The organism is Pseudomonas sp. (assembly GCF_050739655.1).
Classification (GTDB): domain Bacteria; phylum Pseudomonadota; class Gammaproteobacteria; order Pseudomonadales; family Pseudomonadaceae; genus Aquipseudomonas.
This window is the reverse complement of sequence record NZ_JBOIBY010000009.1, coordinates 1-26,456: the sequence shown is the minus strand read 5'-3', so window position 1 is coordinate 26,456 and position 26,456 is coordinate 1. Positions and strand designations below refer to the sequence as shown.

The window sequence follows — 26,456 nt, the reverse complement described above, 5'->3', positions numbered from 1 at the left end:
CGCTGGCAAGCCAGCTCCCACAGGTTGATCGTCGCGTACACAAAATTTCCGATCACAGCAGATCTACTGTGGGAGCTGGCTTGCCAGCGATGACGGCCTGACATTCACCGCCGCCATCGCCAGCAAGCCGGCTCCTACATCTATGGTCATACACATCTCTCAATGTTCATGGGCATGCGAGTGAATGGTGAGGGCGCCCGGTACCTTGGTGCGTTCTAGCCCCCCACGTTCCAGCCACCGCAGGGTTTGCTCATAGGCACGCTGCAGCAAAGACTCGGTCTGGTCAAAATTGAAAACCGAGACATCCACCGGGCATAAAGGGGGGACGATGTGCAGACTGGTCAGCGTGCGGAAGTGTTCGATGTCGCTCACCAGTTGGCGCATGCTCATCAGATTGACAGTATGCAGGGCCAGGGCGACCAGTCCTCGGGGAGGTTGCGCCAGGTCGCAACTCATGCCTGTGGGGATGACCACGACGTTGGTGGCGCCCAGTGCTACGGCAGTCGAAATCGGTGTATTGCTTGCCACGCCGCCGTCAACCAGGAACTGATCGCCGATTTGTACGCAGGGAAACACCAGCGGAATGGCAGCGCTGGCCAATAATGCCTGCTCGAGTTCGCCACTGGACAGAACCGTCTCGGCACCACTGAGCAGGTTGGTGGTAACGATATGTAGGGGCAGCAGCGCATCCTCAATGCGGTGAATGGGCAGTGCCTGACCCAGCAGCCGATTCAAGGCCGACGGCTGCAAAAGATAGCCACGCCGTTTGATCAATCCTCTGCAGGTATCGATCCAGGAGAGGGGGAAGATGTCTGTTTTACTCAGCCCACGCCAGAATCCGGCGAGCGCCTCGACGCCATCGCAATCGGGTCTTGCGGCAAAGTAGGCTCCGTTGATAGCGCCTACCGAAGCACCCACCACCATGTCGAATCGAATATTGGCTTCGACCAGGGCTCGTAACATACCCACCTGTACCGCCCCCAAACTGCCACCGCCAGCGAATACGATTGCGGTATTGGTCGCCATGGCGGGAGTCTCTGTAGTGGAGATGTATCGGATGAGTGTAGCTGGCGCCCCGGCGCTGTTCCTGGCCGAATTCCCCAGTGGCTGGCATTGTCTGGCAGTGTCGTTTCGGCGCAGGGCTTTAACACTTATGGGCAGGCAACATTCCATTCGTGAGTGGGTGACTCGGTCTGACCAAGCGGGAACTTCAGGGAACTGTCCGGGTCAATTGCGGCCCGTGTCGCAGATGCCGAGCAGCGATTCTGCCTGTTTTACGGCAGTGCCATCCTAGACCAGCCGAGTCCGCCCCCTGATGCCAACCAAGAGCTTTCTGTCGGGTCTCATCCTGGCGCTCTGCGCCGTCGCGTCGTTTTGTTCGGTTGCTGCCGAACGAGGAGCGCCCTCGCAAAGTAACAGCGCATCCACCACCCTGATCGAAACCGCCTCGCGTCAATACGAAAATGGCCAGTTGGACCAAGCCGCTGCCACGCTGGAGCGTGCCCTGCATATTCAGCCGAACAATCCCGCGACATTGCATTACCTCGGTGTGTTGCGTCTTCAGCAGGGGCAGTACCAGCAGGCTGAAACCTTGGCGGTGCGCTCCAACTTGCGGGTTGGGCGCAATGTCCAGCTACGCAACCGCAACTACCAACTGATCCAGGCGGCGCAGCAGGCCCAAGCTTCAAATACCCCACCCAATGCCAAAGCGGATCTGGTCGCAGTACAGAAGGGGCTGGAAGAGGAGACCCAGAAGCGCCGCGAAGCTGAAATGGCGATTGCCAAACAACCCACTCAAGACACTGGGCGCGACGCTGGCGCTCACGCAGAGACAGATTGGGCTGGCAAAGCCGAGCCCGCAGGAACAATGCAAATGGCTAATGTCGAGCCAGAGCCGACATACGCTGGGGTCAAGATTCCCCGCGGCCATATGCCGCCAGCGGGCAAATGCCGAATCTGGTTTCCTGATCGTTCGCCGGGGCATCAGCCTGCACCCGGCAAATGCAAGAAGCTGCGACATCGGGTCCCGTCGGGGGCCTACCTGGTGCATGGTTGAGTTACCCAGTGTTCACGACTGGCTGTTTATGGCCTGCCACAACCGGCAAAAATCGACCCGAATCAGACCTCGGGCTGTCCTGCAACCGCTCATATCCGCCTCACCCTCGGACGCGGTATGGACCTGCCGGCGCGAAGAGATCGCCAGGCATTGGATAGCCCAATTCCCCGCCTGAGTGGTAATTGGGCATGACTCGAGCGTTTGCTGATTCAGATCGCAGCGCTCACTCCCGAACCTTTTTCCTGCGTCGCAATGTCATGCAGGGAAATCCTCGAAGTCTCCGGCAATGCCAATCCACCCGCCAGCGCAAGCAGTGCGATCGCGATCAGGTAGAACGCCGGCGACAGGTTGCTGCCGGTAGTACTGATCAACCACGTAGCCACCAGCGGTGCGGTGCCGCCGAAAATGGTATAGGCCATGTTGTAGGTGATCGCCGAGGCTGTGTATCGAGTACGGGTAGGAAAGGTTTCAGAGAGCAGGGCGGCCGTGACCACGCCGCATAACACTGCGCCAATCGCCAGGAGCATTACGCCGACGACAGACGCTGCGAACGAACCTGAGCTGGCCATCAGAAACGATGGATACACGGCCACGATCAACAGCGCGCAAGCGGTCATCACTGTCTTTCGACGCCCGACCCGGTCCGAGTACAGCCCGGCCAGCGGGCAGATCGCCGCGGCGAACAGCAGTGCAATCAGGGACACCAGCAACGCTGTAGCGCGGCTCAAGCCGCCTGCGACTTGCAAGTAGGTCGCGAAGTAGGTGGTGAACATATAAAACGACAGCGCCGTGAGTGACACAAAAGCGCCCAGGCAACAGATAGCCCCACCATGGTTGCGCAGGGTTTCCTTGAGTGGGGAATGGGCGACTGCATGTTCCTTGGTCACCGCCTGGAAAGCCGGTGTTTCATCGAGCTTGCAGCGCAAGTAAAGACCCACCAGGCCAAGCGGCGCGGCAATCAGGAACGGCAGGCGCCAACCCCAACTGCCCATGGCTTCGGCCGATAGCGACGCCTCGAGTGCGTAGGCGACCACAGCGGCTGCGGCGAAGGCGGAAAATGTCGACACTGGGATGAAGCTGCCGTACCAGGCCCGTTTATCACTCGGTGCATGCTCCATCAGGTAGGCACAAGCACCTGCGTATTCACCCCCGGCGGAAAAGCCCTGGGCGCAACGGATCAGAGAAAGAAGAATCGGCGCCATGACCCCGATCGCGGCATAAGTGGGCAGCAGACCGATCAAGGTGGTTGCGCCTGCCATCAATAGAATCGTCATCGCAAGGGTGCGCTTGCGACCGATCCTGTCGCCCAGCATGCCGAAGAAAATCCCTCCAAGGGGCCGAAACGCAAAAGCCACGGCGAAGACTGCGAAGGGCTTGAGCAGTGCGGCACTGGCATCGCCGCTGGGGAAAAACTGCTGGGCGATGGTCGTGGCCAAAAAACCATAGACGGCAAAGTCGAACCATTCGACAAAATTGCCGATCCCGGCGGCCACGATCACTCTTCTGAGGGTTTGCGGGCTGACCTGTTCTGCAGTTGTGTTCGTCATGCTTGACCTCGACAGTCCATCTATTAGCTTTCGATTATCGAGGTCCGAGCTGATGTGGCTCACTTCAAAAGTGTCATCTACGTAGTCACTACCGACTTCATGGCGATTGAATTACGCAGTTTGGGGCGCACTTTTGGCCCAGAGCGTTTTTACCCACGCCGGACCCAAAGCGGGCGTCGGCGCGAAGGTTACCGATCAACTTACGAAAGCCATCGCAGGGTACCCAGGACAATCATCGTCCAAATGAAGCTGCCTGCGATGAGCAGCCAGATGAAGTGTTTTTCGGTCATGAACGCTGCACTGTGCCGGATCTTCTATCCAACACTCTGAACGTCAAGCGCACTGATGTTCCAAGGCTTTGATGGCTGCTCAGATTCGCTTCACCACCAAAACTTTCCATGATCTGCTTCACCATGATGAACCCGATGCCCAACTTGCCTTGCTTGGTGGTGTAGAAGGATTTACAGGCCATCATTTCTTGTTGTCGTGCCAGTCCACCTCCGCTGTCGTCGATGGTGAGATGCAGCCACTGAAGGGTTTCATCCAGCTTTGCTTGAATAGTTAACCTCCCTCCGGTTGGCATCGCCTCTATGGCATTGGCAATGACGTTATCAAGGATCTGGGGAAGTAAAAGTGGATTGCTGATGATCTTGGGGAAGGGCTGAGCGCTGAACTCAACCTGAATTTTTGATTGACCGATTTGCGCGCTGAAACTGTTCAGAGAGGCCTGCACCATCTCCATCGGATCCACCAGTTTTGCCTCTCCGCGTATCGGCCGTAAACACGACAGTAATTCATGCACCCATGCCGCTATCCGATCCACCTGGCCGACAATGTCTTCGATGTTCTTCTTTGCGGGCTGGCCTTGCATGTCTTTCGCCAATTCTGCGCTTGAGCGAATGCAGGCAAGTGGGTTGCGAAGGCTATGCGCCACGGCAATGGATATTTCGCTCAGCCCAACGTAAGTCTGGTTGGCGACGACCGCAGCCTCTTGTGACGCCAACAATTTCGATGTGCGACGGGCGATCCGGTAAATCACGAAATACACGAGCAGACCGCCCATCGTAGACAGCCAAATGATCCAGTGGCCGCGATTGAGGCGTAACAGAAGATCAGTTGGCTCCCTGTAAATCTCCACTACCGCCAGAACGTTCCCTGCGTCATCTACCAAAGGGACGTAACTTTCGATGAAGAATTTTTGAGGCGAACGCAGAAATTTCTGCTCGCTGCGGTTTGCATTGACTTTGCTGTATTTGGTGGAGACCCGTTCTTTAGAGTGGAAGGCCTCATCAAGCTCCTTATTCACAAAGTTTTGTCCAACCAGTTTTGAGTTGGTGGACCAAACGACAGTTTTCTGCGGGGAATAGATGGAGATCAAGAGGGCGTTGGGCAGGTGCGAAAGATAGTTCAAAAAGTCTGAGCTAATGCGCTGGTTACTTTCTTCCCTTCCTTCTAGCGGATCGGATTGAGCAGGTGTCGGAATTTTTCCTAACTGCATACCCACTAGACCGTGATGCCGTATCTCACCTTTAGCGATGGTTTGAATAAACTGCGCGGACATCAGGGCATCGCGCTCCAGGCTTTCGGTAACCAGGATTTTCGTGGACATTGAGCCTAGGCCAAAAGCGATTATGCCGATGAGAGAAAAACTGACGATCGAAAACCAGCGCAAGAGATTGAATTGTTGGGTAGGTGCAATCGAATCAGCTGTTCCCTGATGGAAGCGTTTAAACAATACATCGATTGCAGGCATGGGAAAATTCCCTGAATGTGCTGCTTATCTGGTTGTAGCAGCTTCAACTACTCGATTCAGCCGTAGATGCAGGGGTGCATTGTCTATGCCAGGTTTGCACTAGCGCAGGATTTGTTTGTGAAGTGACCGATATCTGAATAGCACCTTGCAGTTGGCGGCGCAGCTCGCAGCCTTTTCCCCGAATCAAAGCCAAGGAAGAAAACGGGTATTACCCCCACATTTGGGGAAATTACGAAAGTTGGGGCTTATCTATCCTGAATGGGGTCCGGCCCTGTTTTTCCGTTTTTCTGGCGCCTTCAGCTGGCCCGTCCGCCCGGTTTCTACCGAAATTCTTTCGATATCCGTCCGTTGTAGGCACAATACCGCTCTTTTTTTGGCTGGCCTAGCCGGAGGGTGGAATGATCAAGACCCCTTACTACCTCATCGACAAAACCAAACTGCTGACCAACCTGCAGAAAATCGCCTACGTGCGCGAGCAATCCGGGGCCAAGGCCTTGCTGGCGCTCAAGTGCTTTGCGACCTGGTCGGTGTTCGACCTGATGCAGGAGTACATGGACGGCACCACTTCCTCATCGCTTTACGAGCTCAAGCTCGGCCGCCAGAAGTTTGCCGGCGAGACCCACGCTTACAGCGTGGCCTGGGCCGATGACGAGATCGAGGAGATGCTCGATAACAGCGACAAGATCATCTTCAACTCCATCAGCCAGCTGCAGCGTTTTGCCGAACGCAGCGAGGGCAAGGTGCGTGGTCTGCGTGTCAATCCGCAGGTGAGCAGCTCCGACTACCTGCTGGCCGACCCGGCGCGTCCGTTCAGCCGCCTGGGCGAATGGGACCCGGTGAAGATCGAAGGCGTGATCGAGCAGATCTCCGGCTTCATGTTCCACAACAACTGCGAGAACGGCGACTTCAGCCTGTTCGACAAGATGCTGTGCACCATCGAAGAACGCTTCGGCGAGCTGCTGCACAAGGTCAAGTGGGTCAGCCTCGGCGGCGGCATTCACTTCACCGGTGAAGGCTACGCCCTGGATGCGTTTTGCGCGCGGCTGAAGGCTTTTTCCGAGAAGTACGGCGTACAGGTTTACCTGGAACCGGGCGAAGCGGCGATCACCAACAGCGCCTCGCTGGAAGTGACGGTGCTCGACACCCTTTATAACGGCAAGCACCTGGCCGTGGTCGACAGTTCCATTGAAGCTCACCTGCTGGACCTGCTGATCTACCGCCTGAACGCCAAACTGGCGCCAAGCGACGGCGAACATACCTATATGGTCTGCGGCAAATCCTGCCTGGCCGGCGATATTTTTGGCGAGTATCAATTCGACCGCCCGCTGGCCATCGGCGACCGCCTGTCGTTCATCGACACCGCGGGCTACACCATGGTCAAGAAGAACTGGTTCAACGGCCTTAAAATGCCGTCCATCGTTGTGAAACAACTCGACGGTACAGTCGAAGTGGTTCGCGAATTTGGTTATGAAGATTACCTGTCCAGCCTTTCTTGAAACGGACAGATAAAGGAGAGATAAAACAATTGAAAAAGAACGTTCTTATCATTGGTGCAGGAGGTGTCGCCAAGGTGGTGGCCCACAAGTGCGCGCAGCACAACGATGAACTCGGTCGTATTGCTATCGCGTCGCGCAACATCTCCAAATGCCAGGCCATCATCGACAGCGTCAACGCCAAAGGCAGCCTTAAAGTGCCTGCCCAGATCAAGGCCTACTCGCTCGACGCGCTGGATGTCGAAGCGACCAAGGCGCTGATTCGCGACACCGAATCACAGATCGTGATCAACGTCGGTTCACCGTTCGTCAACATGTCGGTGCTGCGTGCCTGCATCGATACCGGCGTGGCTTACCTGGACACCGCGATCCACGAAGAGCCAGGCAAGATCTGCGAGACGCCACCCTGGTACGGCAACTACGAGTGGAAGCACCTCGAGGAATGCCAGCAGAAGAACGTCACCGCCATTCTCGGCGTGGGCTTCGATCCGGGTGTGGTCAATGCCTATGCGGCACTCGCGCAACAACAGTATTTCGACAGCATTGATTCGATCGACATTCTCGACGTCAATGCCGGTTCCCACGGCAAGTATTTCTCGACCAACTTCGATCCGGAAATCAACTTCCGCGAATTCACCGGACAGGTGTGGAGCTGGCAGAACAGCCAGTGGACCAGCAACACCATGTTCGAAGTCAAGCGCACCGACGACCTGCCAGTGGTGGGCGTGCAGAACCTGTACTTGACCGGTCACGACGAAGTGCACTCCATCTCCAAGAACCTCGGCGTCGCCAACGTGCGGTTCTGGATGAGCTTCGGCGAACACTACATCAATGTGTTCAGCGTCCTGAAAAACCTCGGCCTGCTCTCCGAGCAACCGGTCAAGACCGCCGAAGGCCTGGAAGTCGTACCGTTGAAACTGGTCAAGGCCGTGCTGCCTGATCCAGGCTCCCTGGCACCTGGCTACACCGGCAAGACCTGCATCGGCGATCTGGTCAAGGGCACCAAGGATGGCCAGCCGCGCGAAGTGTTCATCTACAACGTCGCCGACCACGAAGAAGCCTTCGCCGAAACCGACAGCCAGGGCATCTCCTACACCGCTGGCGTACCGCCCGTGGCCGCAGCCTTGCTGGTCGCCCGTGGCGAGTGGGATGTGCAGCGAATGGTCAATGTCGAGGAACTGCCGGCCGAGCCGTTCCTCAAGGCGCTGGATGTGATGGGCCTGCCGACCCGCATCAAGGATGAGAACGGAGACCGTCCCTGGGATCGTAACGAATGAAGCTCGCGTTAATCATGTGAGTTTCACCCGCTCCAAAAAAGCCGCTCACTGAGCGGCTTTTTAGTTCGTGAAAACGGCGCTCTTCACCTGTCCCTAGCGGGAAGTTTCAACCTTCAACACTTCGGTATGAATGGCATCGACCGTCTGGCCCGCCCGGAAGTCCTTCAGGAGGGCAACGACTTTCGGATCCACCACCGTTACGACCTGCTCGTTACCATCCGGATGCAGCAAGATCACCTGCTTGTTTGTTACGTCGACGCGAGTGATCTTCAACGTAACCTTGACGGTGCGATACATCTCACCGCCCGGCAGGTTGTCCGGGGTAGCGCGATTGGTCCAGGTGTCATTGCTGACGGCCGGCGTGCCATCGACGCTGGTGTCGAGCACGTAATCGATCGAACGGGTGACACGAATGTCGACCTTGTCCCCGACTTTCAGATTGCGCAAAGCCTTGGCCTGGTCGGTGAGCTGGAAGGGAACGGGGCGTTTATCAAGGCCTTCGATGGTGACCTGGTGCCTGGCCGAATCGACGGCCAGGACCTTCGTCTGGAAGTGTTCACTCGATGCTTCGCTGTTCAGCGGTATCTCCTGCGCATGGGCCGCAAGGCTGATTGTGGTCAGGAGCGATGCAAGGGCAAAAGCGCAGGTAACCGAGTGAAGTGGTTTCATAGGCCAGTTTTCCATTTGGTGGGTGACAGAGCGGCGCGCAGGATACAACTTCGCAGCGTGGTGCCCGTGGGCCAAAGCATAGTCAGCGGTTTCCAATCTGGTTACGCGCCTTAGCAAGAAACTCTGGAAAACTGGGGCCGGACCACCATTATCCAAACGTGGTCTGACCCTTTTTTCTGAGTTTTTCACCTGATCGATGAAGATCGACTACAACACTACATAGCACCCCGGGGCCTGACAGGAAGCGAGCGAATGTGGACGAAACACAAACTCTGCGTTGTCAGGCCGGTTCGGTTCGCATTTGCCTCGCTCATCATGGTTGGCTACGGTGCGGTCGCAGAGGATCTTGAGCCCAGGTCCTACGCCAATACGCCAGTTGGTATCAATTTCCTGCTCATGGGCTACAGCGATCTGCGTGGCAACGTGACGGCCAACCCCTCAGTTCCGCTCAAGAATGCCAAGCTCGACATCAAGACTGTCGTGTTTGCCTATGCCAGATCCCTGGACGTCTGGGGCCATTCCGGGAAGTTCGATGTCGTCGTGCCCGAGGCTAAATTGACAGGCTCTGCGCTGTTCGCTGGAGAACCCAGGGAGCGTGAAGTCACCGGGCTGATCGATCCAAGATTCCGCTTCTCGGTCAACTTATATGGCGCCCCGGCGCTGTCCCTGGCCGAATTCCCCAGCTATCAACAGGATGTGATTATTGGCACCAGCCTTGCGATTACGGCGCCGCTCGGCCAATACGACTCCAGTAAGTTGGTCAATCTAGGCAACAACCGCTGGTCATTCAAACCTGAACTGGGGATTTCCAAACGCATGGGACCTGTGACCCTGGAATTATCCGGTGCGGGCACTTTCTACACCGACAATAATGAGTACCTCGGTGACCGTACAATTTCTCAGGATCCCATTTACCAGACACAGGTGCATTTTATCTATGCTTTTAGCAACGGTGTCTGGGGCTCGCTGGACGGGACCTACTTCGCTGGCGGGAGCACCTCTGTCGAGGGGGTTGGTAACCACGATTTCCAGGAAAACACGCGCTATGGGTGCACCCTCACGCTGCCATTGAATCGATACAACTCGATAAAGCTGTTTGCAAGTGAGGGGGCTCATACCCGTACCGGCAGCGAATACGATGTGGCTGGCATTGTCTGGCAATATCGCTTCGGCGCCGGGCTTTGAACACTTGAGGCCTGGTCTTCAAAATAACCTGGTTATTTCATTCAAGATCCGATCCTGGGTTTCAGTACTTGGTCTTTGGCGATAAGCCACGGCTAAAAAAGCAACGCCTTCGTAGTCGCAACGGATCGAAAAAGTCATACCTTGACGAAATCCAAAGACGGATCTGTCTCCTGCATCAACAAAATATCTGGCTTTTGTAAGCGCTGCCTGGGCGTGCTTCAGGCAGTCAACCTGGCTAAGCGAGTGTTGTATCCAGCTTGTGGTGATACGCACAGACGAAGTCTCGCTATCATCGATAGGCGGTCGAGTAATTGCATTGGTATTTTCGTTACTGGAACAAGCGGTCAGCCCCATTGAGATCACAGTGATCAAAAAGCCAAAACGAAGTCTCGAATGCTTGAGTGAGTTTCGCATCGTGGGGCGTTCCTCTGACGATGGGAATGAATGAAGTTATTAAGGTAACAGTGCTCGATATTACGTTAGTTCAAACCGCTCTAATGCATAATCCTTGCCCGCCAGGGTGAGTTCATAAAAATCGGCGCCAAAGGTACCTCGTGTCACCTTGTGTTTCACAAGGCGTTTAGCCTGAAGTTGTTTTAAGCTTACTTCAACTTCAAATGAACTGAGTGATACGAGTTTGCAAATTGAGTCCAGGTTTGCAAGTTTCCTGAAGTTTGCGTGATAGGCCAAGGCTTCCATGAGCAGCGTTTGATTTTCTGTCAATTGTGGGAACTGAGGGTTGTTCTTTTTATAAATTTTGCGCTCTATCTCATGTAACTCGCCGAACGCTTCGTCAGTGGTTTGGGCATAGTAAATCGCCACAGACAGCGTGCTGACTGAAAACCCGACAATCGTTAGCACAGCCCAATTCGGTATTGGCGTTTCCAGCAAAAGCCAATCCCAAAAACGTAGCAGCCAGAGCGTGGTATCTGCCAGCAACGTCAGGTCGAGGTAGGCGTCGAGCAGGCTCATGGCAGCCCAGGCGACGAAGAAACCACCAGCCGAGTAGGCCATGGCCTTGAACGGGAACAGGGCTTGCTTGCCTTGTGCTGCCATGCTGATCGTCTCTGGTGAACAAACAGATGTTGTTAGCATAGCAGTGGAAAAGTGGCCCTCTGACCGCTGATCTGAAGTCAGTACGGCCACTCATTACGGTTGGCAGGATCTTGACCTCAGGGCCTGCGCCCTTACCGGGGGTTATCCCCCAAAAAAATTTTCAACGACCCTTGAATTCCTTTCTCCGGTACCTACCTAGGGTTTTACGCGATGCCGAATGCGGGTCGCGTCTCAAATCACTTGGAGAAAACTCAGGAGATTTCGTAATGGCTACTACTCTTTCGTTGGCCCCACTTTTCCGCCACTCGGTCGGCTTTGACCGTTTCAACGACCTTTTCGAATCGGCGCTTCGCAGTGAGGCCGGTACTTCTTATCCTCCCCATAATGTCGAAAAGCACGGTGATGACCACTACCGAATCGTCATCGCCGTGGCAGGCCTGGCTGAGGAAGACTTGGACATCCAGGTTGAAAAAGGCGTTTTGACGGTCGTCGGTGATAAGCGAGAAAGCAACGCAGACGTCACTTACTTGCATCAAGGCATCGCTCAGCGGGCGTTTCGGTTGTCGTTCCGCTTGATGGATCACATTGAAGTGCAGGGCGCGAAGCTCGCCAACGGTATGCTGAACATTGATTTGCTCAGAGTTATACCGGAGGAAGCGAAGCCCAAGCGCATCGTGATCGGGGGCACTGAGTCTGCTAATTCGAAGGCAGTCAGCCAGCAATAACGTGGATAGAGAGGCGCTTTTCGGAGCGCCTCTTTTTCGCAGGAGACAAGCCCGGCAGCAGTTTCCACGCGAGGGCTTTTCACCTCACATGATCTACCCACCCAGCTTCGCCCAGAATTCTTCAGCAGATGGGCTGATGGGAGCGGTAGGGCGGGTGAGATGAATCTCCAAGGGAATATCCCAACTTTCATCGAGAGCCCTGACCAGTCGGCCGTCAGCCATTTCCTGTTCCGTCAGGCTTTTGGGTAGCCACGCGACACCTTTGCTTTCCAGGGCCATGGACATCAGCACCGCGGCCAGGTGGCTGCTGAAAAGAGGCTTGAGGGTCAGGGAGCCTTCCTTGCCATGGAGCCGGTGGGCGACGATGCGTCCCAGGCCGGATTCCTGGGTGTAGGCCAGGTAGGGCAGTGTTGCGGGTGAGGTACCAAAATCGGCAGAGGCACTTGCCAGCGGCACGAGTACATCTTCGCCGACCTTTTTGCCAATGAATTGATCCGGGGCCAATAGCGGTGGGACGTCGGGGTGGCGATGGCAAAGCAGGAACTGGACCTGGCCATGGATGAGCATTTGTTCGCACACCGCCATGCTGTCCGAGTGCAAGCGCACCGCATCTATCGGCGCGCCATTCTCGGTGCTCCGCAGCCATCTTGGAAAAAACGTGAATGACAAGGAGTGAGTGGCTGCAAATTGCAGGGTCTTGGCAGCCGTGCCTGCTACTTCCTGTGCCTCAGTGCGCAACCTGTACAAACGTCTTGCAGCCTCCTGGGCGCTGGGCAAAATCTGCCTTCCAGCCTCGGTCAGCGTCGCGCCTTGAGGCGTGCGCACGAACAACTCGACCCCCATCCAATTCTCCAGCGAACGGACTCTGCGGCTAAAGGCTGGCTGGGTAACGTGACGCGCTTCAGCGGCACGAACGAAGCTGCCGTATTCGGCAAGCGCTGAAAAATCTTCGAGCCAGACGAGTTCCAAGGGCAATGCCTCCTGTGCATAGGGCGCGGCATTAATAGCATTGGGCGGGGTTCATCGCAAAGCATAACGTGGGGCCACCTACAACAAGAGGAACCCGTCATGCGCATCGTAGATATCCGTGAAAAAACAGTTTCTATCGCGTCCCCGATCGCCAATGCCTACATCGACTTTTCGAAAATGACCTGCTCGGTCGTCGCTGTCGTCACGGATGTGATTCGCGATGGTAAACCTGTCATCGGTTACGGCTTCAACTCGAACGGTCGCTATGGTCAAGGCGCACTGATGCGTGATCGCTTCCTGGCGCGTATCACAGAAGCTGACCCGGATACGCTCATCGATCATGAGAACAATAACCTTGACCCGTTCGCCATCTGGAAAGCCCTGATGACCAACGAAAAGCCAGGTGGTCACGGCGAGCGCTCAGTCGCAGTCGGTACCATCGACATGGCGGTATGGGATGCCGTGGCCAAGATTGAAGGCAAGCCGCTGTATCGCCTGTTGGCCGATCGTTACCGTGACGGCGTGGCAGACGACAAGGTGTGGGTCTATGCGGCGGGTGGCTATTACTACCCAGGCAAAGACCAGACCAAGCTCAAGGCCGAAATGCAGAGCTATCTGGATCGCGGCTACGACGTGGTCAAAATGAAGATCGGTGCGGTGGGGCTGGATGAGGATATCCGTCGCATCGAAGCGGTTCTGGAAGTGGTGGGGGACGGTCGTCGACTGGCGGTGGATGCCAATGGCCGTTTCGATCTGAAGACCGCTATCGCGTATGCGGAAGCCATCAAGAAGTACAACCTCTTCTGGTACGAAGAAATCGGCGATCCGCTGGACTATGCGTTGCAGGCCGAGCTTGCCAATCACTACGAACTGCCGATGGCGACCGGTGAAAACCTGTTCTCCCACCAGGACGCTCGCAACCTGCTGCGCCACGGGGGTATGCGCCCTGATCGCGACTATCTGCAGTTTGACTGTGCACTGTCCTACGGGCTGGTGGAGTACATGCGCACCCTGAAGGTGATGGAAGAAATGGGTTGGTCTTCGCGCCGCGTCGTGCCCCACGGTGGCCACCAGATGTCCCTGAACATCGCTGCGGGTCTGCACCTGGGCGGTAATGAATCTTACCCGGATGTGTTCCAGCCTTTCGGCGGCTTCGCTGACGGGATCCGCGTGGAAAACAGTTATGTAGGCCTGCCGGATATTCCAGGCGTCGGCTTCGAAGCCAAGTCCGCCTTGTACGCAGTCATGCGTGAGTTGGGCGAGGGCTGATCGCTCTCCAGCTGCGGCCTCTTTGACGGAGGCCGCAGTATCAGGCGTCCCATGCTGACGCCAAGCCACATGCCCATCACAACAATAAAATGAGGTGCTTCCGTGGAAAATTCCAAGTCCCGCTGGTACAGCCAGCTGTATGTGCAAGTACTGATAGGCATCGTGATCGGTGCGGCGATTGGTTACTTCATGCCGAACTTCGGAGCCAAGCTTCAACCCTTCGCCGACGGATTTATCAAGCTGATCAAGATGCTGTTGGCGCCCATTATTTTCGGTACGGTCGTCGTGGGTATCGCAAAGATGGGCAGTATCAAGGAGGTGGGGCGAATTGGCGTGAAAGCGCTGCTCTACTTCGAGATTCTTTCAACCATTGCCCTGGTCGTCGGCCTGATTGTGGTCAACATCGTCAAACCTGGCGTTGGAATGAACATCAACGCCAGCGCACTCGATGCAAGCGCCATCAGCAAATACAGCCAGGCCGCCAGTGAGCAGGGCGGTACCGTCGATTTCTTTCTCAATATCATCCCGCCTACCTTTCTGGGTGCCTTCTCCAATGGCGTCATGCTCCAGGTCATCCTGCTTTCGGTCCTGATGGGCGTCGCCCTGGTTCAAATGGGCGAAACCAGCAAGCCGCTGATAAACACCATCGATCTGTTCCTGCAGGGCCTGTTCAAGATTGTGGCAATGGTCATGCGCCTGGCGCCGATTGGTGCCGGTGCCGGCATGGCGTTCACGATTGGCAAATACGGGATTGGCACCTTGTTGTCGCTCGGCCAGTTGCTGGTAGCGCTCTACATCACGACCTTGATATTCATCGTCATGGTCCTGGGCACGGTTGCCCGATGGTCCGGCATGCCGCTGATGCAGTTTCTTCGCTACTTCAAGGACGAGATTCTGATCACGCTCGGAACCTGTTCGACCGAGGCGGTGCTTCCACGAATGATGGTGAAGCTTGAAAAGCTCGGCTGCAAAAAATCAGTGGTTGGCATGGTGCTGCCGACCGGCTACACCTTCAACGCGGATGGCACCTGCATCTACCTCACGATGGCGGCCATCTTTATCGCACAGGCGACCAATACACCCCTGACCTTCATGGATCAGATGATTCTGTTGGGCGTATTCCTGCTGACATCCAAAGGCTCGGCGGGCGTGGCAGGTGCAGGGTTCGTAACGCTCGCTGCAACGCTCACCACCATCCACTCCATTCCCCTGGTGGGCCTGGTACTGCTGTTGGGCATCGACCGATTCCTCAACGAAGCACGGGCAGTGACCAATCTGATTGGTAACGGCATCGGCACCATCGCCATTGCAAAGTGGGACAAGTCCTTTGATGTAGAAGCCTGCGAGCGTGAGATCGCGGCAATGAAACACGAAAAGGCGACGCGCAAGGAGTTGTTGGCGCAGAAGTAATCGGCAACCCACAGGGGATCTGCTGTGACCACAAGATCTGTGTACGACAACGATCAAACTGTGGGAGCGGGCTTGCCCGCGATGGCGTCGTGTCAGACGCCATCGATGTTGAATGTGCCGGCCTCATCGCGGGCAAGCCCGCTCCCACAGGGATCTGCGGTGAACACGGAATTTGTGCACGACGATCAAACTGTGGGAGCGGGCTTGCCCGCGAAGGCGGCGTGTCAGATGCCATCGATGTTGAATGTGATGGCCTCATCGCGGGCAAGCCCGCTCCCACAGTGGATCGGTGGTGGACACTAAATTTGTGTCCGACATCAATCAAACTGTGGGAGCGAGCCTGCTCGCGATGGTCGTCAACGATAACGCGTGTTATCTGACAGGACGCAACATCCAGGCTCGTGGGATCAAGCTTGCGCCGGGCTCGCCGTGCCGGAGGCAGCCGTTTTCCTGCGCACGCTTTGATAGAGCAGGCTCGACACCATGAAACCAACAACCGCCAACACGCTCATCAAGCTGAACACGTAGTTATAGCCCTGCTGACCGGGGAAGTGGTCGAGGATCGAGCCGTAGATCACGTAGGCGAACATGCCCGGGGCATAGCCGATCAGGCAGCCGATGCCGAAGGCCGAGCCGGTGATGTGTTGGGGAATGCCCACTTCACCCATGGGCGCCCAGAAGACGCCGCGCATCGAGAAGACGATCAGGGCGAAGGACAGGGTCGCGGCCATGCCGGCGTAGATGAAGCTTGGGTTTTTCGGGATCAGGATGATCACGGCCATCAGCGGCAGCAACGCCAGGAATGCCCACTTCAGGTAGCGGCTGGTGCTCTTGAACTTTTTATCGGCGATGAAGCCGCCAGCGGGGCCGCCGAGGATCTTCAGGAAGTACTGGTTGATGATGCCGTAGGCGCCAACCAGTGCCACGGGCAGGCCGTACATTTCCTTGAGGTAGGGAATGAAATAGGTCAGGCCGCAGTAGACGATGTAGACCATGAACACATTGAGGCTGACCAGCCAGATACCCGGCACCTTGATCGCTTCCATCAGGTTGCCCAGGCCGTTCTTCGGCTTGGCCACCGACTGCGTATTGCCGGCCTTGAGCAGGAACCAGGTGAGGGTGCCGGCCAGGATGTCGATGACCGAGTAAAACAGGATCGCCGACTTCAGGCCGGCTTCGCCCGAGCCCATGGCGACGAACACGCCCAGCGCGGAAAACGCGACGAGGGTATCGACCACACCGCGCCCACCTTCCAGCAGGCCGAACAGCCGGCCTTGTTCCTGGTCGTCACCCAGGTTGCGAATGGCCTTGAGCAGCGAGGGCCAGAAGATGCAATCGGCACACACGGCCAGCAGGCTGAATACGATCAGCAGGTTGCTGAAAGGCGGAAAGGTCGCCAGGTACAGCCCCAGGCTACCCGTGCCGATCAGGCCCAGGGGGATCAGCTTGCGTGTGTCGTAGCGGTCGGCGAGCAGGCCGCCGACGATAAACAGTGCCGTGGCGATGATAGCGTTGGCGCTTAGCAACATGCCGATTTCAGTGTGGCTCAAACCCATGAATTCCTGCATGGGCACATAGAAGGCGTCCTTGAGGTTCGCCAGTTTGTAGATGGTGCCGCCACCGAGGATGAGGATCAGGAATCTGAGCCATTTGGCCTTGTTTTGCATTGTCATTATTGTTCTCCGGGCGTATCGGGTCGTCGGGTCAGGCGTGGCTGGCAGTCGCCAGGGTCAATTCGGCCAGGGTGCGCATTTCGGCCAGCAGGCCGCGGACATAGGCCACCTGGTTGTTGGCCCAGCGGTGTTCGTCGGCCAGCATTCGTTCCAGCGAAAAACCAGCCGGCAGGGGTGTGTCGCTCATTTCCCGGTAGGCAATGAACGGGTCGTTCGCTTCATCGGTCTGGCGGAAGGCCGGGGCCACATAGTGATTTTCCTGTTCGAGAATGAACGCGATCACCTGCGGGGCGGTGTCACCGAGCATCAACAGTTCGAACAGCATGCGCGCGCTGGGCAGATCGTCTTCGGCGCTGCCTTGCAGCACGCCGTAATGGCCGAAACCATTGTGCTCGGGGACCACGCGAACACCTTTAAGGTGAGTCTGGCGAATGTGCGGCGCCAGGTTGCGCAGGGCCTGCAAGGGCTGTTCGCAGGCGTTGATCATGTTGCCGAAGTCGAACAGGGCATGCAGGCGAGGGTGGTTCACACGGTTCAGCAGTTGCGCGATCTCGTCGCTCTTGAGTTCTTCATGCTGCTCGAAATCAAAGTACAGATCATGCTCGTCGGCCTGCTGCGCGAGGTAGTGCAGGTCGGTCTCGATAATGTCCATGACCCGCGACAGCGCACCCTCGTAACGCGAATAGACACGGATGTTACGCACGCCCAGGGCGAGGGCGATGGCGATCACCTGGTCGACATCCTTTTTCAGCGTACTGCTGATTTCCAGGTGCACATCCAGCCCCAGGGCCGTGGCCTTGTCGGCAAACGCCTGCAATTGCGCGGGTGACATCTGGCTCAGACTGTTTTCCTCGCCATCGAGCAAGTGCAGGCTCAGCCCTTGCAACTCATGGCGATAGGCGTAGTCGAGCAGGTCGGCCGGGGTGACACGGCCGTGGGTGAGGTTGGTCAGCAACGGGTAGGCATGGGCAAACAGGCGCATTTGCCCCAGGCGTTCGAGCAACTGTCGGGCAAGCGCCTCGGTCAGTTCGGGGGCCGCCCCGTCCTCGGTCACGTTGTGGTTCAGCAGCGCGCTGAATCGTTCCTGGATCTTGTTATTCATCAGAGTCGTTCCTGGTTCAGACACCGGGTCTCCCGGCGCAGTCTTTATCGCGCCAGTCAGGAACTCTCGATAGATCCACTATCAGCTATTTAATAAGACCACTTGCGCCTTCAAGTGACCGCAGGCAGATGCCCCATGGCGCGCAAGGCCCGAGCCAGCGCCTCGACGCGCTCAGCGGCCTGATGCTCAGGCGTGCCGGCAAAACCGATCAACAGGGCCGGCGGCAGGGCATGTTCGATGCGATAGTCGCTCAGGGCATAGGTATGGATGTTGTGCCGGGCCAGTTCCTTGGCGATGGCATTGTCATCGAGCTCGGGGGGCAGCCAGGCGATCAGGTGCATGCCGGCTTCCACCGGAGTGATCCTGAAAAAGCCGCCAATCTGCTTTTCCAGCTGTTCGACCAACGCTTGCTGGCGCGCCTGGTACAACGCGCGCATGCGGCGGATGTGTCCCAGGAAATGACCTTCGATCATGAAGTCCGCGGTGGTCGCCTGAAGCACCGTGGGCGGGCTGCGATCCATGACCGCGCGCAGGGTGCAGAAGGGCTCGACCAGGGCGTGCGGCAGGATCACGTAACCGAGTCGCAGCGACGGGAACAGGACTTTGCTGAAGGTGCCGACGTAGATCACCCGGGCCATCTGGTCCATGGCATAGAGCGCCGGGAGCAAGCGGCCGCTGTAGCGAAATTCGCTGTCGCAGTCGTCCTCGATGATCCAGCTCTGCTGCTGCGCGGCCCAGTCGATGAGGGCCTGACGCCGCGCATAGCTCAAGGTGACGCCCAAGGGGTGCTGGCGCGAAGGGGTGGTGAACACGAGGCGGGCGTCGGGACACTCTGCAAGGCCTTGCTCGACATCGATTCCCTGTTCATCGACGCGAAGGGGCACAATCCGCGCGCCCTGGGCCTGCAAGGCAATGCGCGCAGCGATGTGCCCCGGGTCCTCCATCCAGACACTGTCCTGAGGATTGAGCAGCAACATGCCCAACAGGTTGAACGCTTGCTGCGCGCCGGAAACGATGACCACTTGCCCTGCATCGCAGTCGATGCCACGGGCATCGAAGACGTACTCGGCAATCGCTGTACGAAACCCCAGCAAGCCTTGCAGTTCGCCGTAGCCCAGCATGGCCTTGGTCGGCTTGAGCAGGTGGCGGTTCATCAGGCGCCGCCAGATGGCTTGCGGGAATGCGTCGTAGGTGCTGTGGCTGGGCAGGAATGAAGTCGGGGTCGCGGGGTCCCATTCGGCGTAGGACATCCCGCGAAAATGATCGCTGCGCAGCGACAGCATGGACTGGCTCAGGTCGGACAGGCGCGGCGGCTGAGGCTTTTGCTCATCACTGGCACCCCGGTTTTCCCACTCATCGCCGACATAGGTACCCGCACCGCTGCGCGAAGCCAGGAAACCTTCGGCGATCAACTGATCGAAGGCATTGAGAATGGTGATCCGCGACAGGGCCAGTTCCTTGCTCAAGGTCCGCGTCGACGGCAGACGCACGCCGCCCTGGAGCCTGCCACCGAGTATCTGTTTGCGAATTTGCAGATACAGCTGGCGGTACAACGGGATGGCGCTTTCACGGTCCAGTTCGATAGCCGAGAGCAGTAAACCAGCGGGGGATTTCATGGGATGGCTCGTCTGGATGAGATGTGGTTTGACCTTGAGTAGTGTCGGGCGACGCTGTGTGCAAGGGTAGCGAGCGACACTGGATAAGTCATCTATCCCACCCTGTGTTAACGCCATGCCTCCGTGTAGGAGCTGCCGCAGGCTGTGATCCTGCTTTCAAACAAAATCAAAAGATCGCAGCCTCGTTTCACTTGTCAGCTCCTACAGGGCTTTGCCAGGCACAATATGTGTGGACGACGAGCGCCCTCGGTAGTGGCGAGCATTTAGGGGTCGAAATCTGACATCTGCTCATAACTTCTGACGCCGACAATCAGGTGAATTCCTGAACGTTTGAAGTGGTGCGGAGATCGACGATGGCTATCAGTTTTTTTGAGTTGTTCAGGTCGGCCCGTCCAGTTCCCGGAGAGCCGACATGATGCAACTGACTGAATCCGGCCAGCCTCAAGCACCGATGCTGCGAATCGGTTTCTGGTTGATGGACGACTTCGATTTTTATGCCTTGGCCAATGCGCTGGAACCCTTGCGACTTGCCAATCAGTTGGCCGGGCGCAGCGTTTGCGAGTGGCAAATACTTAGCCTGGAGGGGCAGCCGCTGAAGGCCGGCAATGGCATCGCAACCACCACCGCGCGACTGGATCAGGTGCACCGGCTCGATGTGTTGATCCTCTGCGGTGGCGACAACCCGCACCTTCAAACAGAGCATCCGGAGCTGCGTGCGCAATTGATCTACTGGGCGGCGCAACCTGTCGGCCTGGGGGCGCTGGGCAAGGCCGGTTGGTTGTTGGCGCAGATTGGCGCTCTGGAGGGTTTCCGCTGCAGCTTGCCGGAGCCCATTGCATCAATGACATCTGCTGCATTGAGCGAGTTGACGCCCGTGGCTGCGCCGTTTTGCGTCGACCGCAAGCGAATGACCTGTGTCGGTCCGCAATCCGTTCAAGGGTTGATGCACGAACTTCTCGCCCGGACCCATGGCCGTGGCTTGATCCTGCGAATGGAAAAACACGCGGCACGCCAGGCTCGGCCGTTATTGCCCGTGCATGACGCCCCGGAAAAGCTTCAGGCGACACTGGCTTTGATGGGCGAACACTTGAAGCAGACGCTGGGTATCGATGAACTGGCCGACGCCATGGGCATTTCCAGGCGGCATCTGGAGCGGCTGTTCAAGAGCAGCCTGGGTTGTTCGCCGTCGCGACATTACCTGGATTTGCGGCTGCAACAGGCACGTCGGTTGCTGCGAGCCGGTGAGCAGTCTCTGTCGAATGTCGCTCATGGGTGTGGATTTGTCTCGGTGCAACATTTCTTTCGTTGCTATCGACAGTACTTTGGGGCGCATCCTCGGGAGGATATGGGCTTAGTCACTACTGCGCTTTGCGCGGGTTGAGCGGCCTGTTTCAGGGTACATATCCATTGCTGCGGTAACGGCTACTTATGGTTCCGCTTTTACAGCGGGTTACTTGGAAAAGCGCCAAGTAACCAAGCGCTTTTATCCCCTGACGTACGGCACCTCGCTTAGGCTCGGTGTTCCCTCGCTCCGGTGTCCATCCGGGGGCATCGCCTCCGGTTTGCTGCGCTGCACATCCTCTCGATGTGTGCGGCTTCGCCGCACGGCGCTGCGCGCCTAACCCCCGGATGAACGCCTCCACTCAGCCTGCCGAGGGGGCGGGTGGATCAAGATCAAGAGCTGCAGGCGAGCTAACGCTCGGCCTGAGTGGTGAGAAGCAAGAGCTGTTCGCCGTGCTTGTGCTTTTCTGTGGGAGCTGGCTTGCCAGCGAAGACGGCCTGACAGCCGACCCGATTTCACGGCTGCACTCGGTCCCTTGTGGGAGCTGGCCTGCCAGCGATGACGTCCCACCAGCCAACCCGATTCTGCGGACCACCACAACCCCTGTGGGAGCTGGCTTGCCAGCGATAGCGGCCGCACAGCCAACCATTTTTTTGCAGATATCCCCGGTTTTTGTGTGCCAGTTTGCTCGCGAAGACGGCCTTTTGGTGACCGGTGGTCGATACCCTGCGGCCCTCAGGTCAAATTGCGCTTAGCTGAAGTAATAACCCGAGGCGCGCGTAGGTTCTCGATTGCCACAGCAGCGCCCCTTCAGAACACCGTGAGTCTGAGGAGCTTCGCCATGCTGACCCTCAACATCAATGGCCAGGATCAGGAGCTGGATGTCCCCGCCGACATGCCGTTGCTGTGGGTCTTGCGTGATGTGGCGCATCTGACCGGGACCAAGTTCGGTTGTGGCATGGCGCAGTGCGGTGCCTGCACCGTGCATGTCGACGGGGCGCCGCTGCGTTCCTGTATCACGCCTGCCACGGCGGTGGCCCACGGGCAGAAAATTCTCACTATCGAAGGCCTGTCCACCGACGGTTCACACCCGGTACAGCAAGCCTGGGCCGAGCTCGATGTGGTGCAGTGCGGTTACTGCCAATCGGGGCAGATCATGTCGGCTGCGGCATTATTGGCGAAGATTCCCAAGCCGACGGATAAAGACATCGATCAAGCGCTGTCAGGCAATATCTGCCGCTGCGGCACCTATCCAAGAATTCGCGCCGCGGTCAAACGCGCCGCCGAGTTGGGTTGAGGTGGGCAATGGACAGTCTTAATCCGGTATCGCGTCGCGGCTTCCTCAAGGGCTCGGCTGTGTTGGGCGGTGGGCTGGTGGTGGCGTTTGTCATTCCCGGTGCCCATCGTTTTGCCATGGCCGCCGAGAACCAGGGCAACGTGTTCGCACCCAATGCCTTCCTGCGCATTGGCAATGACAACAGCGTCACGGTTCTGCTCGGTCATTCGGAAATGGGCCAGGGCATCTGGACCGGGCTGACCATGTTGATCGCCGAAGAACTGGATGCCGACTGGTCGAAGATCAAGGTCGAGCATGCGCCAGCCTCGGCCGCCGATTACGGCTTGCCGGGGTTTGGCGGTATGCAGATCACCGGTGGTTCGACGTCGACCTGGATGGAGTTCGACCGTTATCGCCAGGCCGGCGCGGCGGCGCGGTTGATGTTGATCGAGGCGGCTGCCAAGCGCTTTAACGTGCCACCTTCGCAGATTCTCACCGAGTCGGGCGTGGTGATTACCGGTGACCAGCGCGCCACCTACGGTGAGTTGGCCGATGATGCCGGCAAGCTGCCGGTGCCGGCCCCCGCGTCCATCAAGCTCAAGGAAGCCAAGGACTGGAAACTCATTGGTAAACCCACCAAGCGGCTGGACACGCCAGAGAAAATCACCGGTCGCGCGAAGTTCGGCATGGATGTGCAGTTCGACGGCTTGATGACGGCGATGGTTGCCCGTGCACCGGTTTTTGGCGGCAAGGTCAAATCCTTCGAAGGCGCCGACGCATTGGCGGTGCCCGGCGTGCACAAAGTGGTGCAGGTGCCGACGGGCGTGGCAGTGATCGCGGATCACTACTGGGCGGCGAAACTGGGGCGCGATGCATTGAACGTCGAATGGGACCTGGGACCGAACGCGGGGCTCGACAGTCAGAAACTGCTGGAGAGCTTTCGCAAACTTGCCGCCACACCCGGGATGCCCGCGAGCAAGTCGGGTGATGCCATGGCTGCGTTGGCAAAGGCGGCGAAAAAACTCGATGTGGAATACAGCGTGCCTTATCTGGCTCATGCGCCGATGGAGCCGCTCAACTGTACCGTCAGCATCACCAAGGACAAATGCGAGATCTGGACCGGTACCCAGTTCCAAACCCTGGATCAGATGATCGTCGGGAAAATTACCGGGCTCAAACCCGAGCAGGTTCAGATCCACACCGAGTTCCTTGGCGGCGGGTTTGGCCGGCGGGCCAACCCGACCTCGGACTTTGTCGCCGAAGCGGTGCAGGTGGCCAAGGCAGCTGGTGGGCCGGTGAAGACCGTGTGGGCGCGGGAGGACGATATCCGTGGCGGTTATTACCGCTCGGCGTTCCTGCATCAGGCGCAGGTTGGGCTGGGTGCCGATGGCCTTCCGGTAGCGTGGAAGCATGTGCTGGTCGGCCAGTCGATCATGGCCGGCACTTCGCTCGAAGCCACCATGGTCAAGAATGGCATCGATAAAACATCGGTCGAAGGCGTGGTGGACAGCCCCTACCTTGAGGCGATGGCCAACCATCAGGTTGACCTGCACTCGCCACAAACCGGCATCAGCGTGCTGTGGTTGCGTTCGGTTGGGCACACTCACACGGCTTTCGTCATGGAGTCGTTGATCGATGAGCTGGCCAGCGCGGCAGGCAAGGACCCGGTGGAGTACCGACGAACGCTGCTCAAGGAGCATCCACGCCATCTTGGCGTGTTGAACCTGGCGGTGGAAAAAGCCAACTGGTCGGCGCCTCTGCCGGACGGCCATGCCTTGGGCGTGGCGGTGCATGAGTCTTTCGGCAGTTACGTAGCGCAGGTGGCGGAGGTGTCCCAGGACAACCTGGCGATTCGCGTGCATCGCGTGGTGTGCGCGGTGGATTGCGGGATTGCGGTAAATCCGCAGAGCATCGCCGCACAGATGGAGTCAGGCATTGCCTTTGGGCTCGGTTTTACCTTGCACAGTCAGCTGACCTTCAAGGATGGCCAGGTCGTGCAATCCAATTACCACGACTACCAGGTGCTGCGACTCAACGAAATGCCGGTGGTTGAAGTGCACATCGTGCCCAGTAGCGATAAACCCGGCGGCATTGGCGAAACGGGAGTTCCGCCCACTGCGCCGGCGGTGGCCAACGCGGTTTTCGCCTTGACCGGACAGCGCCTGCGGGAATTGCCGCTGCAATTGTCGGGGGTGTGAGATGAGGCGACATCACTGGTTACTCGGCTCGATCCTGCTGATTTGCCTTTTTATCTATGCAACGCAGCTATTCGCCGATGACAAGGAAGCAGTGAAGGCCTTCGGCACGGTGCAGAAGGTCTTTCAGAGCCCCCGTTGCCAAAATTGCCACATTCCAGGCGATTCACCCTTGCAGTTCGATGCCGGAACGCCCCACGGGATGAACGTCGTGCGCGGCATGGACGGTAAGGGTGCGGCCGGTTTGCCTTGCGCCAGTTGCCATGGTGAAGCCAATCCGCCGGCCAGCTACGGCCCTGATTCGCCACCGGGAGCGCCGCATTGGAGCTTGCCACCGGCAGCGCACAAGATGGCCTGGATCGGTCTGCCACCCGACCAACTGTGCAGCATGATCAAGGATCGGGCACGCAACGGTGATCGGGATTTCGCAGCGCTGATCAAGCATGTCAGCGACGACAAACTGGTGTTGTGGGGCTGGAATCCGGGCGGCGATCGTGCGCCGGTGCCAGTGCCCCATGACATTTTCGTTGCGCAATTCAAACTGTGGGCGGGCGCTGGAGGGCCATGCCCGTTGGCCGGTACATGACCATCGGTCAATGAATCCGGAGTCAAACCGCTATCGAGGACTCTAAAAACTATAACCACCCAAGGAGTATCCGATGCTGACCTCAGGCAAACCGCACAAGACATGCGAATGTGCAGGGACGCCACAACAGGAGCGCGAACTGCTGCGGGATATGGCCCGCAAGGCCGAACAGGAACTGATCGGCGTGCAGATGGCGAGCATGGATGAGTTGACGTTGTTGCCCAACCGTCACGGCTTCATTGCCCTGGCTGAACTGGGGCTCGATGCCTGTCAACGATTGGGCAGGCCGGCCACACTGCTGTTTTTCAACCTCGAAGAGTTCAAGCGCATCAACTACCTGTTTGGCCGGACTGAAGGCGATCATGCGCTGAAAACCTTCGCTGATGTGCTGAACATCGGTTTCCGGGAAAGCGATGTGATCGGCCGGCTGGAAGGCGCCACCTTTGTCGCCTTGCTCACTGGCTGTTGTGGTGTGGATGTCACGGCCATCGAGGCGCGCCTCAAGGAAATGCTCGATGAGCGCAATACCATGGCGCATCGCGGGTATGGCATTCGCTTCAGCATTGGGCAGATTGAGTATGACCCTGAGCAACATGATTCGGTGGAAGAGCTGTTGGTGGAGGCTGAGAGGGCGTTAGGCCGGTAGTGTTGTGGTTTGGTGGCGGGCCTCTTCGCGGGACAATGTGGGAGCGGGCTTGCCCGCGAAGGCGGCCTGCCAGTCACCACCTTATTTGGCAAACAACTGCCCAATATCCTTGAACGCCTTGAACTCCAGCGCATTGCCGCAGGGATCAAACAAAAACATCGTCGCCTGCTCACCCACCAAGCCTTGAAAACGTATCCCCGGCTCAATCACGAAGCGCGTACCCAGGGATTGCAAACGCTCGGCCAGCGCTTCCCATTCCGCCATCCCCAGCACCACGCCAAAATGTGGCACCGGCACGTCATGGCCGTCGACGGCGTTGGTGTGGGCGGCTTCTTGTGAGGCGTTTTTCGGCGCTAGGTGGATCACCAGTTGATGACCGAAAAAATTGAAATCGACCCAATGATCGCTGGATCGACCTTCCTCTAGTCCAAACACCGAACCATAAAAGTGTCGCGCTGCCGCCAGGTCATAAACAGGAATGGCCAAGTGAAAAGGGGAGAGTTGCATGGGCAGGGCCTCAATGGTGGAAAGTTGTGATCTAGTGTAGTCCTGAGAATTTCGATTGAAAAACGATAGTGGCTTCTGCGTGAATTGCCGAGTTTGGAGTAAAGATCAAAAGATCGCAGCCTTCGGCAGCTCCTACACCGATCCCAGTAGGAGCTGCCGAAGGC

General features: G+C 57.7%; 23 protein-coding genes. 12 read left to right on the top strand and 11 right to left on the bottom strand.

Annotation, left to right across the window (positions count from 1 at the left end; translation table 11 throughout):
• Window positions 1-159: 159 nt before the first annotated feature.
• On the bottom strand, window positions 160-1,026 hold the full coding sequence (locus ACRESJ_RS00615; RefSeq protein WP_431756143.1) for a patatin-like phospholipase family protein: 867 nt from the start codon (window positions 1,024-1,026) through the stop codon (window positions 160-162).
• 289 nt (window positions 1,027-1,315) lie between these two features.
• Here ACRESJ_RS00615 and ACRESJ_RS00610 point away from each other — a divergent pair, with 289 nt between their 5' ends.
• Window positions 1,316-2,056 carry a tetratricopeptide repeat protein gene (locus ACRESJ_RS00610; protein WP_431756142.1) on the top strand — a complete coding sequence of 247 codons (741 nt, stop codon included), beginning with the start codon at window positions 1,316-1,318 and terminating at the stop codon, window positions 2,054-2,056.
• Between the two features lie 209 nt (window positions 2,057-2,265).
• Here the strand turns inward: ACRESJ_RS00610 and ACRESJ_RS00605 are convergent, their stop codons facing one another.
• Window positions 2,266-3,603, bottom strand: coding sequence for an MFS transporter (locus ACRESJ_RS00605; RefSeq protein WP_431756141.1), 1,338 nt, complete (start codon window positions 3,601-3,603; stop codon window positions 2,266-2,268).
• Between the two features lie 286 nt (window positions 3,604-3,889).
• On the bottom strand, window positions 3,890-5,356 hold the full coding sequence (locus ACRESJ_RS00600; RefSeq protein WP_431756140.1) for a sensor histidine kinase: 1,467 nt from the start codon (window positions 5,354-5,356) through the stop codon (window positions 3,890-3,892).
• Window positions 5,357-5,754: 398 nt separating this feature from the next.
• Here ACRESJ_RS00600 and ACRESJ_RS00595 point away from each other — a divergent pair, with 398 nt between their 5' ends.
• The gene (locus ACRESJ_RS00595; protein WP_431756139.1) at window positions 5,755-6,852 is read left to right on the top strand and encodes a carboxynorspermidine decarboxylase; all 1,098 of its coding nucleotides are present in this window, start codon (window positions 5,755-5,757) and stop codon (window positions 6,850-6,852) included.
• Between the two features lie 29 nt (window positions 6,853-6,881).
• The gene (locus tag ACRESJ_RS00590) at window positions 6,882-8,126 is read left to right on the top strand and encodes a saccharopine dehydrogenase family protein (RefSeq protein WP_431756138.1); all 1,245 of its coding nucleotides are present in this window, start codon (window positions 6,882-6,884) and stop codon (window positions 8,124-8,126) included.
• A gap of 93 nt (window positions 8,127-8,219) precedes the next feature.
• Here ACRESJ_RS00590 and ACRESJ_RS00585 read toward each other — a convergent pair whose 3' ends face one another.
• The gene (locus tag ACRESJ_RS00585) at window positions 8,220-8,795 is read right to left on the bottom strand and encodes a hypothetical protein (protein WP_431756137.1); all 576 of its coding nucleotides are present in this window, start codon (window positions 8,793-8,795) and stop codon (window positions 8,220-8,222) included.
• 252 nt (window positions 8,796-9,047) lie between these two features.
• On the opposite strand from ACRESJ_RS00585, the gene ACRESJ_RS00580 reads away from it, so the two are divergent.
• Complete coding sequence (locus ACRESJ_RS00580; RefSeq protein ID WP_431756136.1) at window positions 9,048-9,980, top strand: transporter; 933 nt, start codon at window positions 9,048-9,050, stop codon at window positions 9,978-9,980.
• Window positions 9,981-9,998: 18 nt separating this feature from the next.
• Here ACRESJ_RS00580 and ACRESJ_RS00575 read toward each other — a convergent pair whose 3' ends face one another.
• Together ACRESJ_RS00575 and ACRESJ_RS00570 are read right to left on the bottom strand one after the other, a co-directional pair.
• The gene (locus ACRESJ_RS00575; protein ID WP_431756135.1) at window positions 9,999-10,394 is read right to left on the bottom strand and encodes a hypothetical protein; all 396 of its coding nucleotides are present in this window, start codon (window positions 10,392-10,394) and stop codon (window positions 9,999-10,001) included.
• A gap of 60 nt (window positions 10,395-10,454) precedes the next feature.
• Window positions 10,455-11,036, bottom strand: coding sequence for a hypothetical protein (locus tag ACRESJ_RS00570; protein ID WP_431756134.1), 582 nt, complete (start codon window positions 11,034-11,036; stop codon window positions 10,455-10,457).
• Between the two features lie 266 nt (window positions 11,037-11,302).
• Between ACRESJ_RS00570 and ACRESJ_RS00565 the strand changes: the two genes are divergently transcribed.
• On the top strand, window positions 11,303-11,761 hold the full coding sequence (locus tag ACRESJ_RS00565; protein WP_431756133.1) for an Hsp20 family protein: 459 nt from the start codon (window positions 11,303-11,305) through the stop codon (window positions 11,759-11,761).
• 93 nt (window positions 11,762-11,854) lie between these two features.
• Here the strand turns inward: ACRESJ_RS00565 and ACRESJ_RS00560 are convergent, their stop codons facing one another.
• The gene (locus ACRESJ_RS00560) at window positions 11,855-12,730 is read right to left on the bottom strand and encodes a LysR family transcriptional regulator (protein WP_431756132.1); all 876 of its coding nucleotides are present in this window, start codon (window positions 12,728-12,730) and stop codon (window positions 11,855-11,857) included.
• A gap of 99 nt (window positions 12,731-12,829) precedes the next feature.
• On the opposite strand from ACRESJ_RS00560, the gene ACRESJ_RS00555 reads away from it, so the two are divergent.
• Window positions 12,830-13,999 (top strand): mandelate racemase/muconate lactonizing enzyme family protein, encoded by a 1,170-nt coding sequence (locus ACRESJ_RS00555; protein WP_431756131.1) that lies wholly within the window; start codon window positions 12,830-12,832, stop codon window positions 13,997-13,999.
• Window positions 14,000-14,101: 102 nt separating this feature from the next.
• Complete coding sequence (gene dctA / locus ACRESJ_RS00550; RefSeq protein WP_431756130.1) at window positions 14,102-15,409, top strand: C4-dicarboxylate transporter DctA; 1,308 nt, start codon at window positions 14,102-14,104, stop codon at window positions 15,407-15,409.
• Window positions 15,410-15,816: 407 nt separating this feature from the next.
• Here the strand turns inward: dctA and ACRESJ_RS00545 are convergent, their stop codons facing one another.
• The 3 genes from ACRESJ_RS00545 to ACRESJ_RS00535 form a co-directional block, all read right to left on the bottom strand.
• The gene (locus ACRESJ_RS00545; protein WP_431756129.1) at window positions 15,817-17,082 is read right to left on the bottom strand and encodes an MFS transporter; all 1,266 of its coding nucleotides are present in this window, start codon (window positions 17,080-17,082) and stop codon (window positions 15,817-15,819) included.
• Window positions 17,083-17,113: 31 nt separating this feature from the next.
• Complete coding sequence (locus ACRESJ_RS00540) at window positions 17,114-18,184, bottom strand: sugar phosphate isomerase/epimerase family protein (protein ID WP_431756128.1); 1,071 nt, start codon at window positions 18,182-18,184, stop codon at window positions 17,114-17,116.
• Window positions 18,185-18,294: 110 nt separating this feature from the next.
• Window positions 18,295-19,800, bottom strand: a complete 1,506-nt coding sequence (locus ACRESJ_RS00535) for a PLP-dependent aminotransferase family protein (protein ID WP_431756127.1) — start codon at window positions 19,798-19,800, stop codon at window positions 18,295-18,297.
• A gap of 412 nt (window positions 19,801-20,212) precedes the next feature.
• On the opposite strand from ACRESJ_RS00535, the gene ACRESJ_RS00530 reads away from it, so the two are divergent.
• From ACRESJ_RS00530 to ACRESJ_RS00510, 5 genes are all read left to right on the top strand, one after another.
• Window positions 20,213-21,181 (top strand): GlxA family transcriptional regulator, encoded by a 969-nt coding sequence (locus ACRESJ_RS00530; RefSeq protein WP_431756126.1) that lies wholly within the window; start codon window positions 20,213-20,215, stop codon window positions 21,179-21,181.
• 742 nt (window positions 21,182-21,923) lie between these two features.
• Window positions 21,924-22,379 (top strand): (2Fe-2S)-binding protein, encoded by a 456-nt coding sequence (locus ACRESJ_RS00525; protein WP_431756125.1) that lies wholly within the window; start codon window positions 21,924-21,926, stop codon window positions 22,377-22,379.
• Between the two features lie 8 nt (window positions 22,380-22,387).
• Window positions 22,388-24,556, top strand: coding sequence for a molybdopterin cofactor-binding domain-containing protein (locus ACRESJ_RS00520; RefSeq protein WP_431756124.1), 2,169 nt, complete (start codon window positions 22,388-22,390; stop codon window positions 24,554-24,556).
• Window position 24,557: 1 nt separating this feature from the next.
• Window positions 24,558-25,139: a hypothetical protein gene (locus ACRESJ_RS00515; protein WP_431756123.1), complete on the top strand. Its 582-nt coding sequence runs from the start codon at window positions 24,558-24,560 to the stop codon at window positions 25,137-25,139.
• A gap of 73 nt (window positions 25,140-25,212) precedes the next feature.
• Complete coding sequence (locus ACRESJ_RS00510; RefSeq protein WP_431756122.1) at window positions 25,213-25,785, top strand: GGDEF domain-containing protein; 573 nt, start codon at window positions 25,213-25,215, stop codon at window positions 25,783-25,785.
• An 81-nt stretch (window positions 25,786-25,866) separates the two neighbouring features.
• Here ACRESJ_RS00510 and ACRESJ_RS00505 read toward each other — a convergent pair whose 3' ends face one another.
• On the bottom strand, window positions 25,867-26,292 hold the full coding sequence (locus ACRESJ_RS00505) for a VOC family protein (protein WP_431756121.1): 426 nt from the start codon (window positions 26,290-26,292) through the stop codon (window positions 25,867-25,869).
• Between the last annotated feature and the right edge of the window lie 164 nt (window positions 26,293-26,456).